A 15,850-nucleotide genomic window follows, 5' to 3' on the forward strand; every position below is an offset into this window, starting at 1 on the left:
GGCGTGAGCGGCGCTGGCCAGGCCGGTCACGGCGGCCGCGGCGATGAGGATGTTGCGAACTTGGCGGATCATGGGGCTCTCCCGAAGGTTTGAATATTGATATTACGATAAAGATTATCGCGATATGAGACTCATAGGTCGGACTTCCGCGGCTGTCCAGAAAAAAGTTATCGCGATATATATTATCGTGCCCGTCGCGCTTCATGGGTGGGGCAGGAGACAGCCAGGGACGCCGGCCGGTTGTCGGGGGCGCGGCTTTGCTCGCAGCCTCGGGCGGTCGCCCGAAGCCCTCAACGACCTGAACCAAAAGGTCAGAGCGTTGAGGAACGACATCTACGGCAATGGCGGTTGGGGTGCGTCCGCCTCCCGGGCCGAAGAGCCAACCTAGGGCCCATGGGGCTAGACCGTGGGTACCGTGCCGCCGTCGATGACATACTCGGCGCCGTGGATGGCCGAAGCGCGGTCCGACACCAGAAACGCGATCAACTCGGCCACCTCTTCGGGCTTGGCCGGCCGGCCAAGCGGTATGCCGCCGAGCCCATCCAGGATGCTCTGCTTGGCCTCTTCGAGGGTTCCACCCGTGCTCGCGGCGATCCGGCGCATCAGATCGTCGGCCGCCTCGGTATGAATCCATCCCGGCGACACGACGTTTACGCGCACGCCCTTGGGGCCGATCTCCTTGGACAGGGACTTGCTGTAGGTGGTGAGGGCGGCCTTGGCGGCGGCGTAGGCCGTCGTGGACTCCGGCAGCGGCAGCTTTCGCTGGATGGACGAGACGTGGACGACCGCGCCGCGGCCGCGCTCCAGCATTTGCGGCAGCAGAGCCCGGTCCAAGCGTACGGCTTGCATCAGGTTGAGGTCGAGCTCCGCGGCCCAGTGCGCGTCGCCGAGCGCCGCGAAGCCGCCGCCAGGCGACGATGAACCGCCCAGAACGTGAACGAGCACATCGACGCCGCCAAGGTGCTTCATCGCGGCCTGCGCCAGCTGTTCGGCGCCCTCCGGCCGGATCAGGTCGATTTCCAAGACATGGGCGCCGACGGGCCCGTTGGCCGCGCTACGCGCGGCGGTGACGACGCTGGCGCCGCCGCGCAGCAGGCGCTCGACCGTCGCCCGGCCGGCGCCCTTGGTTCCGGCGGTGACCACGGCGCGGACGCCTTCGAAGTCGCGCTGATCGCCGGACATCAGACGATTTCCAGGGCGGAAATGGCCGCGCCCGTCAGCCGGAAGCGGAAGGCGAACGGCAGGGGGCTTCCCGGGAAGTCGCCGACAGTGGTCCCATCGACAATGACCGCGCCATCGTCATCGCGCCAGGCTTCGGGCGTGAAGACCGCGCGAGCGGCGATGGTCGCCGACTGGATCCAGGGCCCGATCTCGGCGTGGCCACGATGCTCGCGCGCCTCGTCCCTCACGACGGCGTCGGGAGCGAAGGCGGCAAGCATGCCGTCCACATCCAGGCGGGCATTCGCTTCAACATAGTCGGCGATCGGGCGGGGGAGGTTGGTGGACACCGATGTTCTCCGGCACAAGGTTGCTGTCCGCCGGAATCTGTGAGCACCCTCCCGAAATGACAAGAACGGACGAAAAAGTAAGGTACGCACCAGAAAGTAAGCGCGTGTCCTACACGGCGGACCTGGCGTCCCTGAGCATCCAGAATGTTATCCGGGTGTTGGAAGGCCGGTGGAAGCTGGTGATCCTGTTTCAGCTGTTCGGCGGCCAGGTGCGGCGGTTCTCGGACCTGGAGCGCGCCATCCCTGGCGTGTCCCAGAAGATGCTGATCCAGCAGTTGCGGCAACTCGAGACCGATGGCGTGGTGACCCGGATCGTCCACCCGCAGGTGCCGCCGAAGGTGGAGTACCACCTTACGGCCTGGGGGCAGTCCCTGTGCCCCGCCCTGGACGCCCTGCTGGTCTGGGCCGAGCACGCGCCCGCCGAGCAGCGTTCAAGGTTGATCCCTGAACCTCAGTAGATGGTCGTCGCCTCCAACGGTGGTAGCGATGCGATCGTTCGCCACGCTCAATCGGCGAACGTCGCGTTTCTGGAGGGGCGCCAATGTCGGTGCTGGCGCAGGCCTGGCGGAAACAGGACGCGCCGACGGACCGGTGAGGGGGACCCAATGTGGTCTACGAACTGACGCAATGCCAAGTATCTTTGAGGCGCCGATGACTTCCCTTGTCGATCTTCTCGCCCGGCGATCATCATTGGTCTGGCCCTGTGGATGGTCTGGCCCTATGCCTCCGGCGCGCTGATCACCGCGGCGGGCTTGATCCTGGCCTGGCAGACTCTGAACGCCATGCTGCGGTATAAGGTGACGCATTGATCTAAGCCGAGCTTGCGACGACTATGTCGCCGGTCACGACTGCTTCGAGGGACACTTGCTTCAGCACATGAACAACCAGCTTGGGAAAGGCGTGACGGCTCTGGCCGTGATGCTGATCGCCATGCTCGTGGTTCAGGCGCCAGTGGCCATGGTGGACAGAGCCCTGCACGCCAGCGGTCAGACCCACGCGGCCAACGCCTTCGCTGGCCCTCTTGCGGTCGATCTGGTGGATCATGATCATGACCAGCAGGTGGTCCAGGATCACCACGATGACGACGCGGACGATACGGCGTTGCTCGCGGTTGATGACGATCGTGATCCGTCCCCCCCGCAAGGCGCGCACCACCACCACGATGGCCCTTCGTTCTTGGGGCTCATGACAGACATGGCGATGGCGAGCCCTTGGGTCGCCTCCGCCGCACCTTGGCCTGGCGGTGACACCTCGCTCCCCAGCGCCGAGCCGTCCCCACAGAAGCGTCCTCCGAAAGCCCTCCTCGAACCCGTCGCCTGACCGACGCGGCCCTGCGCCGCGCTTGCCTCCGTTCGAGAGAAATCCATGTCCCGTCCTATCCACGGTCGCCTCGCGCGATCATGGCTGCTCGCGTCGGCGTTCGCCGTCGCGCTGCCGCTGGCCTTCTTGCCCTTGGCGGCGGAAGCCCAATCCCTGTTCCTAAACCAGGCGCTCGCCCGAGCCGCCCAGGCCGACCCTACTCGTCCCGCTGTCGAGGCTCGCCTGAAGGCCGCCGGCGCGGGCGCCCGACAAGCCGGCGTTCGCGCCAATCCCGTCGTCGGCGTCGAGCTGGAAGACCTGGCCGGAACCGGTCCCTATTCCCTCGTCGATCGCACTCAGGCGACCGTTTACTACCAGCAGAGCCTTGAACGCGGCGGCAAGCGCGAAGCTCGAACCGCCCTGGCGCGAACCGAGATCGACCTGGTCCGCCTGCGCCACGAGACCAAGGTGCTGGACCTCTTCAAGGAAGTCGAACTGGCCTGGGTCGAGGCCCTATGGGCGGAAGCTCAGGTTCGTCTGGCCCGAACCCGTCTGGAGATCGCCGAGCGCGCTCAAGCCGAAGTCGATCGCCGGGTGAAGGTGGCGCGCGATCCGCTGTTCGCCGGCGCCCGCGCCGACGCCCAAGTCGCAGAGGCCAGGATCGTCCTGTCGCAAGCCCAGATGACGGCCGACACCGCGCGCCGGACCCTAGCTGGCTACTGGAACGGCGGCGTCGATTTCGAGATCGACCCCGCCGCGCTGGAGGACACCTCCTCCGCCCAGGACATAGCGGGCGAGGCCTCGCCCGTGGACCTGGCCCTGCTCGACGCCGAACGGCAAGCCGCGACGGCTCGGGTGCGGCTGGAGGAGACCAAGGCTGTTCAGGATCCAACCTGGCGCGCGGGTCTGCGTTACCTCAACGAAGGGCGCGACATGGCCGTCGTGGTGGGCGGCTCGATCCCCCTGGCCCGCTACGACACCAATCGGGGCGGCATCGAGCGCGCCCAGGCCGAACGCATGGCGGCCGACGCCGACCTGCTCAGCGGCAAGGTCCTGCGCGAGCGGCAGATCGCCAGGCTTCAGGCCGACCTCGCTGCACGAGCCAGTGAGGCTCGTGGTATCGAGGCCGAAGTTCTGCCCGCCACCGAACGCACCGTCGCCCTGGTTCGCGACGGCTTCAATCGGGGCGGCTTCAGCTATCTCGACGTCATCGAGGCCCAGAAGGTCCTGATCGACGCCAGGAGCCGGCGACTCGACGCCCTCAAGGCCTTCCATACCGACCGCGCCCTGCTGGCGCGCCTGACTGGCCGCCATGCCGCCCTCATTTCCGCTTCGGAGACTGTCCGATGAACCGCGATTACACCCGGCGCGCGTCCGTGCGCCTTGCCCTTTTGATGGCCTCCAGCCTCATCCTCACGGCCTGCGGCCAGGGCGCCAAGCCCGCCGCCGAGACCGAAGGACACGCCGCCAAGGCCGGCGACTACGAGCGTGGCCCGCATCGCGGCCGCATGTTGCGCGACGGCGACCTAGCCATCGAGATGATCATCTTCGAGGATGGCGTCGAACCTGAGTTCCACGTCTATGCCTATCGCAAGGACAAGCCTGTCGATCCGCGCCAGGTTCAGCTGTCGGTCGAACTGACCCGCCTGGGCGGCAAGGTCGATCGGTTCAGCTTCGCGCCGCAGGAGGACTATCTGCGCGGCGCGGGCGTGGTGCATGAGCCCCACTCCTTCGACGTGAAGGTGCGCGCCAGCCAAGGCGGCCAGAACCATCAATGGACCTACCCGTCCTATGAGGGGCGCACGACGATCGGTGCGCAGGCCGCCAAGGCCGGCGGCGTGAAGACAGAGATCGCCGGCGGCGCCGATGTCGCCCAGCTGGTCGACATGGCCGGTCGCGTGGAGATCACGCCCGAGGGCAAGGGCGAGGTTCGCGCCTGGTATCCCGGACGGGTCATGGCGCTTCGTGGCGAACTGGGAACCCAGGTCCGCAAGGGTCAGTTGCTGGCGCGCGTGGAGTCCAGCGAGAGCCTTCAGACCTATTCGATCTTCGCGCCCATCAGCGGGATCATCGTCGAGAAGAACCTCAATGTCGGCGACGTGGCCGGCGAGCGGGCGATCTTCATCATCGCCGACCCCACCAAGCTTCACGCCGAGTTCTTCGTCTATCCGCGCGACGCCGAAAAGGTGCGCGTCGGTCAACCGGTCGAGGTCCGAAGCCTGTCGGGCGACACCAAGCTGATGGCGCGGGTCGAGGCCGTCCTGCCGACCGCCGATCTGGCCAGTCAGACCCTGATGGCCCACGTGCATTTGCCCGAGGGTTCAGCCGCGTTCAGGCCCGGCATGGGAGTCGAAGGCTCATTCCAGGTCGCCTCCAGCCGCGTTCCGCTGGCGGTTCGCACCAAGGCGCTCCAACGCTTCCGCGACTTCACGGTGGTCTTCGCCAAGGTGGGTGACACCTACGAGGTGCGGATGCTGGAGCTGGGACGCCAGACGCCCGAATGGACCGAGGTCCTGGGCGGGCTTGAGCCCGGAACCGAATATGTCGCCGACGGCGCTTTCCTGATCCGCGCGGACATCGAAAAGTCCGGCGCGAGCCACGACCACTAGGAGCGCACAGCCATGCTTGACCGCATCATCGCGCTGTCGATCCGCTTTCGGTGGATCGTCCTGGCGCTCGTCCTCGCCTCGGCGGTTGTCGGCGTCTGGAGCTTCCAGCGCCTACCGATCGACGCTACGCCCGACATCACCAACGTCCAGGTGCAGATCAACACCGAAGCTCCCGGCTTCTCGCCGCTGGAGGCCGAGCAACGCATCACCTTCCCGGTCGAGACGGCCATCGCCGGCCTGCCGGGGCTGGAATACACCCGCTCGGTCTCGCGCTACGGCCTCAGCCAGGTCACCGTCGTCTTCAAGGACGGAACCGACATCTATTTCGCGCGGCAACTGGTCAATGAGCGGCTTCAAGCCGCCCGCGCTCAGCTGCCTTCCAGCCTGACGCCGGAGCTTGGCCCCATCTCCACGGGCCTGGGCGAAATCTTCATGTACACGGTCGAGGCCAAGCCGGGCGCACGTCGTCCCGACGGCAAGGCCTACAGCCCTGAGGACCTGCGCACCTTGCAGGACTGGGTGATCCGGCCGCAGCTGCGCAACACGCCCGGCGTCACCGAGGTCAACACCATCGGCGGCTTCGAGCGGCAGTACCACGTCACGCCCTTGCCCGAGCGCTTGTCGGCCTATGGCCTGACCATGGCCGACGTCACCGACGCCCTGGCCAAGAACAACAGCAATGTCGGGGCGGGCTATATCGAGCGCTATGGCGAGCAATATCTGATCCGCGTTCCGGGTCAGGCGAGCGGCGTCGAAGACCTGCGCGGCACCATCATCACCAATCGCGGCGGCGCGCCGATCCGCATCGGCGACGTCGCCGATGTCGGGCCGGGCGAAGAACTGCGCACCGGCGCGGCCACCGAGAACGGCCAGGAGATCGTGCTCGGCACCGTCTTCATGCTGGTCGGCGAGAACAGCCGCACCGTCGCCCGAGCGGCGGCGGACCGACTGGAGCAAGCGGCGAAGGCCCTGCCGCCGGGCGTCGTCGCCGAGGCGGTCTATGACCGCACGGAGTTGGTCGATCGCGCCATCGCCACGGTCGAGAAGAACCTGGTCGAAGGCGCGCTGCTGGTGATCGTCGTGCTCTTCCTGTTGCTCGGCAATATCCGGGCGGCGCTGATCACGGCGGCCATCATCCCGTTCTCCATGCTGCTGACCATCACCGGCATGGTGCAGAGCCGGGTGTCGGGTAATCTGATGAGCCTGGGCGCGCTGGACTTTGGCTTGATCGTCGACGGCGCGGTGATCATCGTCGAGAATTGTCTGCGCCGGTTTGGCGAGGCTCAGCATCGCCTGGGACGTCTGCTCAGCAAGGACGAGCGCTTCGCCCTGACCGCCACGGCGGCCGGCGAAGTGATCAAGCCGTCGCTGTTTGGCGTGCTGATCATCACCTTGGTCTATGTGCCGATCTTCGCCCTGACCGGCGTCGAGGGGAAAATGTTCCACCCGATGGCCATCACCGTGGTCATCGCTTTGACCGCCGCCCTGGTGCTGTCCCTGACCTTTGTGCCCGCCGCCGTAGCGACCTTCGTCACTGGCAAGGTCGAGGAGAAGGAAAGCCCGTTCATGCGCGGCGCCCGGCGCCTCTACGAACCCGCCCTCGCGATGGCGCTACGCCTGCGCGTCGCCTTCGTGGCCGGGGCGGTCGCCCTGGTGGTGATCGCGGGCTTCGCCGCCAGCCGGATGGGCTCGGAGTTCGTGCCCAATCTCGATGAAGGCGACATTGCGATGCACGCCCTGCGCATCCCCGGCACCAGCCTTACCCAGGCGGTGCGCATGCAAACGGCCCTGGAGGCGCGGATCAAGCAGATGCCGGAGGTCGAGCGCGTGGTGGCCAAGATCGGCACCGCCGAAGTCGCCACCGATCCCATGCCGCCCAGCGTCGCCGACACCTTCATCATGCTCAAGGACCGCAAGGACTGGCCTGATCCCCGCAAACCTCGCGCCCAACTCGTGGCCGAACTCCAGGCCGCCGTCGCCACCATCCCCGGCAACAATTACGAGTTCACCCAGCCAATCCAGATGCGGTTCAACGAGCTGCTGTCGGGGGTGCGCGCCGACGTCGCCGTCAAGGTGTTCGGCGACGATCTCGACAAGCTTCTCGAGATCGGCAAAAGCGTCGGGACCGTGGTCGAGGGCATCGAAGGCGCCCAGGACGTCGGGGTCGAGCAGGTCACCGGCCTGCCGGTCTTGCAGATCACCCCCGATCGCGCCGCCCTGGCGCGCCTGGGTCTGAACGTGCAGGACCTCCAGGAGGTCGTATCGACCTCGATCGGCGGCGCGGTCGTCGGCCAGGTGTTCGAGGGCGATCGACGCTTCGACGTCGTGGTCCGTCTGCCCGAGGCGATACGCGGCAATGTCGATGGGGTCGGGCGACTTCGTGTCCCGCTGCCGGCCACCGCCGACGGCGCGCGCGGCTTCGTGCCGCTCCAGGACGTCGCCAAGGTCGAGACGGTCATCGGTCCCAACCAGATCAGCCGCGAGGACGGCAAGCGCCGCGTGGTGGTCACCGCCAATGTTCGCGGTCGCGACCTTGGCTCCTTCATCACCGAGGTCCAGCAGAAGGTCGGCGCCGAGGTGGAAATCCCGACCGGCTACTGGGTCAGCTATGGCGGCACGTTCGAGCAGCTGATCTCGGCCGCCAAGCGGCTTCAGCTGGTCGTGCCTGCCGCCCTGCTGCTGATCTTTGGCCTGTTGTTCGCCTTGTTCCGCTCCGTGAAGGACGCAGCCATCGTCTTCTCCGGCGTGCCTCTGGCCCTGACCGGCGGCGTGGCGGCCCTGCTGCTGCGAGGGTTGCCGCTGTCGATCTCGGCGGGCATCGGTTTCATCGCCTTGTCGGGCGTGGCGGTGCTCAACGGCGTGGTCATGGTCAGCTTCATCCGCAGCCTGCTCGCCGAGGGTCGGGCCATGGACGAGGCGATCTCCGAGGGCGCTCTGACCCGGCTGCGGCCGGTGCTGATGACCGCCTTGGTGGCCAGCCTGGGCTTCGTGCCAATGGCCTTCAACGTCGGGGCGGGGGCCGAAGTGCAGCGGCCGTTGGCCACCGTGGTGATCGGCGGGATCATTTCCTCGACGTTGCTGACCCTGCTGATCCTGCCCGCCCTGTACCGACTGGCAAACGGCCCACAATTGGGCAAGAGGAACGGCGCCGCGCCGCGGGAGCAGATCGAATGATGGCCGACACCACAAGACGGCTATCGCAACACGCTCCGCCACGGTTGCAGGACGGCGCCGCTAAGCATTGTCGCCCGCCGAGAATATGAGGGGATGCACCGACCCTGGCAAAGGTCGGTCGCCGGCGCCGACAGCGATAACGATCGTCTGTTTCGGGTCGAAGGTCGCCATTGGCGCCGGCGAGCCAATGTCTGGGACCCTGGAGCAGCACAAGCGCCGTCCCGCAGCACGTCAATGAACGTCGCTGAAACGTGGTGTGATGAAGTGAGGGAATAGCCAATTCGCAGGAGGCGAACATGGCTCAATTTGATCTCTTCCTCCCGCCCAAGCGTCCCTGGAACACCGCTCGCATCATCGGCCCTAAGCCGCCATTCAAGCCCAAGCACATCTGGGGAATTCGCCAACAGCTGAAAGCCAACGGGCGGGTGCGTGATCGACGCCAAGCTCAGAGGCTGCGACTTGGTGAAGTTGCGTGTCAGCGACGTTGCGCCGGGCGGGTTAATCAGAGCGCGCGCCACGATCATCCAGCCGCAGTCGCTCGGGCCGGCACGTCAGCACCCGGCAGTACGCCCGACTAGTCGATCAGTGGGTGTCTATGATCGAGCTCGGCGAAGGTCGTGTTCCTGGAGCTGTCTCAAGGGCGGCTATTGGCGCGCTGCTGCCTTCATCGGCCCGATTGCGAATAGAAGGGGGAGCCCAAGCCCGAAGCGAGCGCGCGCCGTATAAATCTGACATCAAGCGCGGCTATCGCGCTGAAAACGCACACGCCCCCTTTTGTGTTCGTACGCGTGAGCCGATGTCGAAGTTTCCTGAACTTGCCGCCAATCTCCTCCGCGCCGCCCTGTGGGAAGCGCTCGCGTGACCTTGCGAGCCGACCCAAAGGTGGTCTTCTGGGTCAGCCAGCATATTCTGCCTTATGAGACCAAGGTCAGGCAGTCGTTGGCGCGCGCGCGGGTGCCGGAGACCGACATTGATGACCTGTTGCAGGAGGCCTATTGCCGCCTGTGCACCCTGCGATCTGTCGAGCACATCGACAGTCCCGAAGGCTACCTGTTCCGAACGGTCCGAAACGTCCTCAACGCCCAAATCCGCCGAAGGCAAATCGTGCGCATCGATTTCGTCACCGCCATGGACCTGCTGGCCTATGCCGACGAATATCCCTCACCGGAGGAAGAGACCAGCTACAGGCGTTACCTGTCCCATGTCCGCGAGGCGATGCTGTCCTTGCCGGAACGGTGTCGGCGCATCCTGGAGATGCGAAAGATCGAGGGTTTGTCCCAGCGGGAGATCGCGCGCAAGATCAACGTCAGTGAGAGCATTGTCGAGAACGAAGGCGCCAAGGGCATGCGGTTGATTACGCAGGCCCTGCGCGACCGGCACGGCGAGGACGCGCCGGAGATTCAGTGGCGTAGACAGGCAAGAGACTAGGGTGAAACGGCAAAGCGCGCAGGAGATCGAAGCGGAGGCCTTCCAGTGGGTCATGGCGCTCGACCGGAAGGACGACCCGCGTGCCCAGCGCCGGCTCGAGGCCTGGCTGCACGGCGACACGCGCCGGCAGGGGGCCTTCCTCAAGGCCCAGGCGATGTGGGCGGCGATGGACGAGGCCGCCAAGAACCAACCCTTGCGCGCCGAGTCCGGGCCCGCCGCCAGGCCCGTGCGTCGGCTTGACCGCCGGCGCTGGCTGGCTGGAGGGATGGCGGCCGGCCTGGTGGCTGCGCTCGGCTTGGGATTGCGACCCGAGACCTATCGCACCGCCAGGGGCGAACAGCGCACCATGCCGCTGGACGACGGCTCGGCCATCCGCATCAACACCGAAAGCGCGCTCAGCGTCGCCATGACCAAGGCCCAACGCCGGATCCGCCTGCGAGATGGCGAGGCCTGGTTCCGGGTCGCCCATGACAAGACGCGGCCCTTTCTGGTCGAGGCCGGGCGGGTCGCGGTCCAGGCGACCGGCACGGCCTTCGCCGTGCGGCGCGAAGCCGCCGGTGTCGACGTGCTGGTCACCGAGGGGACGGTGGACGTCTGGAACCTCGACGCGCCCGGCCGCAAGGTCAGTCTAAAGGCAGGCCAGAGCCTGTTCGTGCCCAAGGCGCTCGATCTGCCCACCGCGGAAAAGGTTCAAGACGATGCTGGCGCGGTGAGCCGCAAGCTGGCTTGGCGTGAGGGTCACATCGAGCTGGACGGCGAGACCCTGGCCACCGCTGTCTCCGAATTCAACCGCTACAACCGCGTGCAGCTTCAGGTGACCGACCCGGCGCTGGCTCAGGAGCGTCTGTTCGGGGTGTTCCGCGTCGACGACCCGGACGGTTTCGTCCAGGCGGTGCAAGTGAGCCTGCACGCCTCGATCCAGCATCCGGCGCGAGATCAGATCGCGCTGACGCGGCTGGGCGGGGCGCCCAGTAAGAAGAATTCGTGACGCCCTAAGGAAATTCAGAGGCCGGGCATCCTTGGGTCATGCGCCTGGACGGGCGCATCGACCAACAGGGGATCTTCTGGTGAAAACGAGTTTCATGGCCGGCGTCGCGCCGGCCGCCATCGTCGCGTGCGTGATATCGATGGCGACGCCCGCCCTGGCGCAGGACGTGCGTTTCAACGTACCGCAGCAGCCCGCCGCCTCGGGCGTCGCGACCTTCGCCCGCCAGGCCGACATCCAACTGATCATCTCGGCGCGCGACGCCGAGGCGCGCCGCACCAATGCGGTGACCGGGGTCTTGAGCGTCCAGGCGGGCCTCCAGCGTCTGCTGGCGGGCACAGGCCTGACTCTGCGAACCATCGACGCCAAGACCTATGTCGCGGTCGCCGAACAGGCGGCCGCCCTTGACGCCGCCGCCCAGCCGGACATGGTCGAGACCATTGTCGTGACCGGTTCGCGCATCGCCCGCGCGGGTTTCGACGCCTCGACCCCGGTCAGCGTGCTGACGGCCGAGGACGTTCGCCTGTCGGGCACGACCAATGTCGAGGAACTGCTCAATGATTCGCCGCAGTTCGTGCCGTCCACCAACGGCGGCGCCTATGGCAATGTCGTGCCCGGAGGTTCGGCCGACCTGAACCTGCGCGGCTTCGGCGCATCGCGAAACCTGGTGCTGGTCAATGGCCGGCGTTTCACGGTCAACGGTCCCGAACTGGTGACCGACATCAACACGATCCCGGCCTCGCTGATCAAGCGCACGGAGATCGTCACCGGCGGGTCGTCGGCGGTCTACGGCTCCGACGCCATCACCGGCGTGGTGAACTTCATCACGCGCGACGACATCGACGGCCTTGAGCTGAACGCCCAGGCCAGTTTCGACAGCCCCACGCGGACGCCGACCTACAATATCGACCTCTCCGGCGGGCGCAGGTTCGCCGACGGGCGCGGGCAGGTGATCGCCTCGCTGAACTATCTGGATCGGGGCGCGATGACCCGGGCCGAGCGCGGCGACTTCGCCCCGCAATGGCTGGTCAATGGCTGCGTCACCGCCGCCAGCTGGCGCAAGGACGGCGCGGGCGCGCCGTTGACGGTTCCGACAGGCTCGAACTGCCGCACCTCGGGCGGCCTTCCCGGCCTGATCGCCAGCGGCAGCGGCGACATCCCCAACGGCCGCTTCACCGGTGTTCCCCTGCCGGGGTCCTCGGCCTCGAACGCCGGATTGAACGCGGCCCTGGCGGCGGCGGGTCTCGGCGGCCTGGGCTCGCGCGGCTTCACCTTCAATGACGCCGGAACCACCGTCCGTGCGGCGGTGACCCCTCAGGACGACTACAACCTGCAGCCCGACAACTACCTGATCGTGCCGCAGAAGCGGGTGATGTTCAATTCGTTCGGCCACTTCGACCTGACCGATAGGGCCACGCTCTACGGCGAACTGCACTACAGCCAAAACAAGGTCGACCAGCAGCTGGCGCCAGCCAGCATCAGCGGTCCGTTCCTGTTCAACATCAACAATCCCGACCTGACGCCGCAGATGCGCGAGGTGCTGCGCCAACTCGACATCCGCGAGACCGGCTCCACGACGGTGGTCACGGGGCCGACCTCGATGGTCAACCGGCCCAACGACGGCCTGGCGGCGCTCAGCGTCGCCCGCCGGCTGCTGGAAGTGGGCGTCCGCCGCAACATGACCACGCGCGATGTGTTCCGCGGCGTTGTCGGCCTCAAGGGCGAACTGAGCGACGGTTCGCGGTCGTTCCTGACCGACCTGTCCTACGACCTCTATTACAGCTACGCCAAGACCAAGGAGGTTGACACCCAGGAGGGCAACATCTCCCGCAGCCGGTTCCAGACCGGACTCCTTTCGGTCAATGGCGCGGCGCCGGTGCTCAACATCTTCGGCCAAAATCTCTCCGCGGCCGGGGTCCAGTCGATCATCATCGCCTCGACCACCAACAAGGTGCAGACCTCGCAACAGATCGCCGCGGCCAACATCTCGGGCGACGCGTTCAGCCTGCCGGCCGGACCGGTGGGCTTCTCGCTGGGCGCGGAATGGCGCAAGTCCGAGGCCTCGGTGTCGCCCGACGCCAACCTGGTGTCCGGCGACGTGGTCGGCTTCAATCCGGGCCTGCCGTCCAGCGGTTCGATCGCCGCCAAGGAAGTGTTCGGGGAGGTGAGGGCGCCGTTGCTGGCGGACCTGCCGCTGATCCAGACCCTGACGGCCAACGCCGCCTTTCGCTATTCCGACTACGACCTGAAGGGCATTGGCGGCGTCTGGACCTATCTGGGCGGCCTGGAATGGCGGGTGAACCCCGACGTCGCCCTGCGCGGCCAATACCAGCGGGCGGTCCGCGCGCCCAATGTCGGCGAGCTCTATTCTGGCCTGTCGCAGAGCAGCAGCGCGGCGGTCGATCCCTGCTCGAACCGCCAGCCGGCCGCGGGGCGCACCGCCGCCGTGCGGGCGCTGTGCATCGCCATGGGCGTGCCCGAAAACCTGGTTTTCGGCGCCGGCGTCCAGCCCAACGAGACCATCACCGCCATCTATGGCGGCAATGACGCGGTCGGGGTCGAGGAGTCCGACACCAAGACCTTCGGCGTCGTGGTCACGCCGCGCGTCATCCCCAACCTGGCGGTCAGCGTCGACTATTTCAACATCGACCTGAAGGGCGCCATCGCGCCGCTGGGCGGCGGCCTGAACAACACCCTGAGCCTTTGCTACAACGTGCTGCAGGACAAGAGCAGCGAGTTCTGCCGGGCGATCGCCCGCAATCCGCTGACCGGCGAGATCAGCAATCCCTACTATGTCCAGATCCGCTCGGCCAATACCGGGGCGCTGAAGACCTCGGGCGTGGACGTGGCGGCCCGCTACCGCGTCGACACCCCCTGGGGTTTCGGCGGCGCCAGCCGCTTTGACCTCAGCACCAACTGGACCTGGACCAAGGAACTGGTGTCCACCCCGGTCGAGGCCTTTCCCAATGTCTGGAACGACTGCGCCGGGGCGTATGGCACGACCTGCGGCGAACCGGTTCCGCGTCTGAAGGGCGTCTCGCGCGTCACCTGGACCAGCGGGCCCTTAGCGATCAGCCTGCGCGCCCGCTACATCGGCAAGGTCACGGTCGACACCTACGTGTTGCCCAAGCGCTCGGGCCTGGCCACGCCGGACCTGGCCGACCTGACCAATCCGGTCCTCAAGGCGCGCGGCTATCTCGACCTGTCGGCGGCCTATGACGTCAATGACGACATGCGGGTGACGGGCGGCGTCGACAACCTGCTCAACAGCGATCCGCCCATCGTCGCCAACCCGCGGGCCAACACCTATCCGACGACCTATGACGCGCTGGGCATGCGCTTCTATGTCGGCGCGTCGGTGAAGTTCTGACGCCTCAGGGCGGTCGCGCCTCGCCGCGGCCGCCCGTCTTTCGAACGGGGTTTCCGATGAAGACGACGGCGCGCCTGCTCGCGGCCCTGGCGGTGGCCTTGGCTCCGGCCCACGCCCTGGCCTGGGGCAAGACCGGTCATCGGGTGACGGGCGCCTTGGCCCAGCGTTACCTGACGCCCTGCGCCGCCGAAGGCGTGAAGCGCATCCTCGGCGCGGAGACCCTGGCCGAGGCCTCGACCTATCCGGATGACATGCGGCCCAGCCCGGATCCGTTCTGGCGCCAGCAGGCGGGCCACTATCACGACGTCGTCTCGCCGACCGGCGGGACCTATGCCGGCGCGCCGCCCGAGGGCGACGCCGTCACGGGCCTGGCCGCCTTTGCCGCCACAGTGAAGGACGAGGGCGCGCCGATGACCGATCGCCAGCTGGCGCTGAGGTTCATCGTCCATATCGTCGGCGACCTCCACAACCCGCTGCACGCCGGCAATGGGCGCGACAATGGCGGGCGCGATGTGAAGGTGGTCTTCGCGGGCAGGCCGACCGACCTTCACGCGGTGTGGGATTATGGCCTGATCGACGAACGGCAGCTTTCCTACACTGAACTGGACAGCTGGCTCGCCGCCAGGATCACACCGGCTCAGGCGCGAGACTGGCGCAACACGGATTCCCGCCAATGGATCGCCGAAAGCGCCGAGCTTCGTGAACGGATCTACCCAACTTCCGACGCGCCGCTGGGCGGCGCCTACATTTTCGCGATGCGGCCCCTTGTGGATGCGCGCCTGCAGCAGGGTGGTGTTCGGCTGGCGGCCTATCTGAATGCGCTCTTCAGAGGGGAGGCGAGGCCATCTTGCCGGCCATAGCGCTCGAGCACACGGGGCTCTGAAGAGCAAGCCGAGGATCGGCCGCGCCCCGGGCCAGGCCCTGGCGCATCTGCGCGCCACGGGCTTCAAGTCTCCCACGCCATTCGAGGTCCGGATCGCGGGCGAGGGCGCGCAACGGGAACGATTGCAGGCCATGATCGACCCGGCCGGGCTGGACAACGTCTTCCTCACCGGGTTCTGCGACACGCCGCGCGAGTTCCTGGCCGGGCTGCACCTCTATCTACAGCCTTCGCGGCGGGAAGGCCTGTGCATCGCGGTCCACGAGGCGATGCAGGCCGGTCTTCCGACCCTGGTGACCGCCGTGGGCGAGATGCCCTACAGCGTGGTGGACGGCTTGATGGGTCGGGTCGCGCCGCCCTGCGACTCCGAAGAGCTGGCCAAGGCCTTGAAGTGGTTTCTGCGTGCGCCCTACAAGCTGGCGAGAATGGGCGAAGTGGCCCGGTCGCGGGTGCTGGACCGGTTCGGCCAAGCGCACTTCGCCGCCACGGGCGCCGAAATCTTCGCCCAGCTTCCGGTCCGTCGCCATCCCATGCTTCCAGCCATCGCGAGCCCGGCCGCGTGAAACGTCCAGCCCGGTCCTCGTCGAGGCGGGAGGG

At 67.0% G+C, this 15,850-nt stretch carries 12 protein-coding genes and 1 pseudogene; 10 read left to right on the forward strand and 3 right to left on the reverse strand.

Going from position 1 to position 15,850, the window contains the following annotated elements:
* Nucleotides 1–399: 399 nt before the first annotated feature.
* Both WAL33_RS17630 and WAL33_RS17635 read right to left on the reverse strand, forming a co-directional pair.
* Nucleotides 400–1,182, reverse strand: coding sequence for an SDR family oxidoreductase (locus WAL33_RS17630; protein WP_422182824.1), 783 nt, complete (start codon nucleotides 1,180–1,182; stop codon nucleotides 400–402).
* Nucleotides 1,182–1,508, reverse strand: coding sequence for a nuclear transport factor 2 family protein (locus WAL33_RS17635; RefSeq protein WP_422182825.1), 327 nt, complete (start codon nucleotides 1,506–1,508; stop codon nucleotides 1,182–1,184). Before WAL33_RS17635 ends, WAL33_RS17630 begins: the two co-directional genes overlap by 1 nt.
* Nucleotides 1,509–1,612: 104 nt before the next feature.
* Between WAL33_RS17635 and WAL33_RS17640 the strand changes: the two genes are divergently transcribed.
* Complete coding sequence (locus tag WAL33_RS17640) at nucleotides 1,613–1,966, forward strand: winged helix-turn-helix transcriptional regulator (RefSeq protein WP_422182826.1); 354 nt, start codon at nucleotides 1,613–1,615, stop codon at nucleotides 1,964–1,966.
* A 352-nt stretch (nucleotides 1,967–2,318) separates the two neighbouring features.
* On the opposite strand, the gene WAL33_RS17645 is transcribed toward WAL33_RS17640, so the two are convergent.
* On the reverse strand, nucleotides 2,319–2,669 hold the full coding sequence (locus tag WAL33_RS17645) for a hypothetical protein (RefSeq protein WP_422182827.1): 351 nt from the start codon (nucleotides 2,667–2,669) through the stop codon (nucleotides 2,319–2,321).
* Nucleotides 2,670–2,873: 204 nt separating this feature from the next.
* Between WAL33_RS17645 and WAL33_RS17650 the strand changes: the two genes are divergently transcribed.
* From WAL33_RS17650 to WAL33_RS17690, 9 genes and pseudogenes are all read left to right on the forward strand, one after another.
* Nucleotides 2,874–4,157 (forward strand): TolC family protein, encoded by a 1,284-nt coding sequence (locus WAL33_RS17650; protein ID WP_422182828.1) that lies wholly within the window; start codon nucleotides 2,874–2,876, stop codon nucleotides 4,155–4,157.
* Nucleotides 4,154–5,416 (forward strand): efflux RND transporter periplasmic adaptor subunit, encoded by a 1,263-nt coding sequence (locus WAL33_RS17655; protein WP_422182829.1) that lies wholly within the window; start codon nucleotides 4,154–4,156, stop codon nucleotides 5,414–5,416. The genes WAL33_RS17650 and WAL33_RS17655 overlap by 4 nt, the downstream gene beginning before the upstream one ends.
* A gap of 12 nt (nucleotides 5,417–5,428) precedes the next feature.
* A complete protein-coding gene (locus tag WAL33_RS17660) occupies nucleotides 5,429–8,590 on the forward strand; it encodes an efflux RND transporter permease subunit (protein WP_422182830.1) in 3,162 nt (1,053 codons plus the stop codon).
* A 296-nt stretch (nucleotides 8,591–8,886) separates the two neighbouring features.
* Nucleotides 8,887–9,272: pseudogene (locus WAL33_RS17665) on the forward strand (integrase); the annotation flags it as partial.
* 176 nt (nucleotides 9,273–9,448) lie between these two features.
* Nucleotides 9,449–10,018 carry an RNA polymerase sigma factor gene (locus tag WAL33_RS17670; protein WP_422182831.1) on the forward strand — a complete coding sequence of 190 codons (570 nt, stop codon included), beginning with the start codon at nucleotides 9,449–9,451 and terminating at the stop codon, nucleotides 10,016–10,018.
* 1 nt (nucleotide 10,019) lies between these two features.
* On the forward strand, nucleotides 10,020–11,006 hold the full coding sequence (locus WAL33_RS17675; RefSeq protein ID WP_422182832.1) for a FecR family protein: 987 nt from the start codon (nucleotides 10,020–10,022) through the stop codon (nucleotides 11,004–11,006).
* Nucleotides 11,007–11,085: 79 nt separating this feature from the next.
* Nucleotides 11,086–14,373 carry a TonB-dependent receptor gene (locus tag WAL33_RS17680; RefSeq protein ID WP_422182833.1) on the forward strand — a complete coding sequence of 1,096 codons (3,288 nt, stop codon included), beginning with the start codon at nucleotides 11,086–11,088 and terminating at the stop codon, nucleotides 14,371–14,373.
* Nucleotides 14,374–14,429: 56 nt separating this feature from the next.
* The gene (locus WAL33_RS17685) at nucleotides 14,430–15,233 is read left to right on the forward strand and encodes a S1/P1 nuclease (RefSeq protein WP_422182834.1); all 804 of its coding nucleotides are present in this window, start codon (nucleotides 14,430–14,432) and stop codon (nucleotides 15,231–15,233) included.
* Nucleotides 15,190–15,816: a glycosyltransferase gene (locus WAL33_RS17690; protein ID WP_422182835.1), complete on the forward strand. Its 627-nt coding sequence runs from the start codon at nucleotides 15,190–15,192 to the stop codon at nucleotides 15,814–15,816. Before WAL33_RS17685 ends, WAL33_RS17690 begins: the two co-directional genes overlap by 44 nt.
* Nucleotides 15,817–15,850 lie beyond the last annotated feature (34 nt).

This window comes from Caulobacter sp. (genome assembly GCF_049283275.1).
GTDB lineage: Bacteria > Pseudomonadota > Alphaproteobacteria > Caulobacterales > Caulobacteraceae > Caulobacter.

Coding starts and splice junctions, on each gene's coding strand:
- WAL33_RS17630 (WP_422182824.1), bottom strand. CDS start 1,182: ATGTCCGGCGATCAGCGCGACTTCGAAGGCGTCCGCGCCGTGGTCACC.
- WAL33_RS17655 (WP_422182829.1), top strand. CDS start 4,154: ATGAACCGCGATTACACCCGGCGCGCGTCCGTGCGCCTTGCCCTTTTG.
- WAL33_RS17690 (WP_422182835.1), top strand. CDS start 15,190: ATGCGCTCTTCAGAGGGGAGGCGAGGCCATCTTGCCGGCCATAGCGCT.
- WAL33_RS17660 (WP_422182830.1), top strand. CDS start 5,429: ATGCTTGACCGCATCATCGCGCTGTCGATCCGCTTTCGGTGGATCGTC.
- WAL33_RS17650 (WP_422182828.1), top strand. CDS start 2,874: ATGTCCCGTCCTATCCACGGTCGCCTCGCGCGATCATGGCTGCTCGCG.
- WAL33_RS17685 (WP_422182834.1), top strand. CDS start 14,430: ATGAAGACGACGGCGCGCCTGCTCGCGGCCCTGGCGGTGGCCTTGGCT.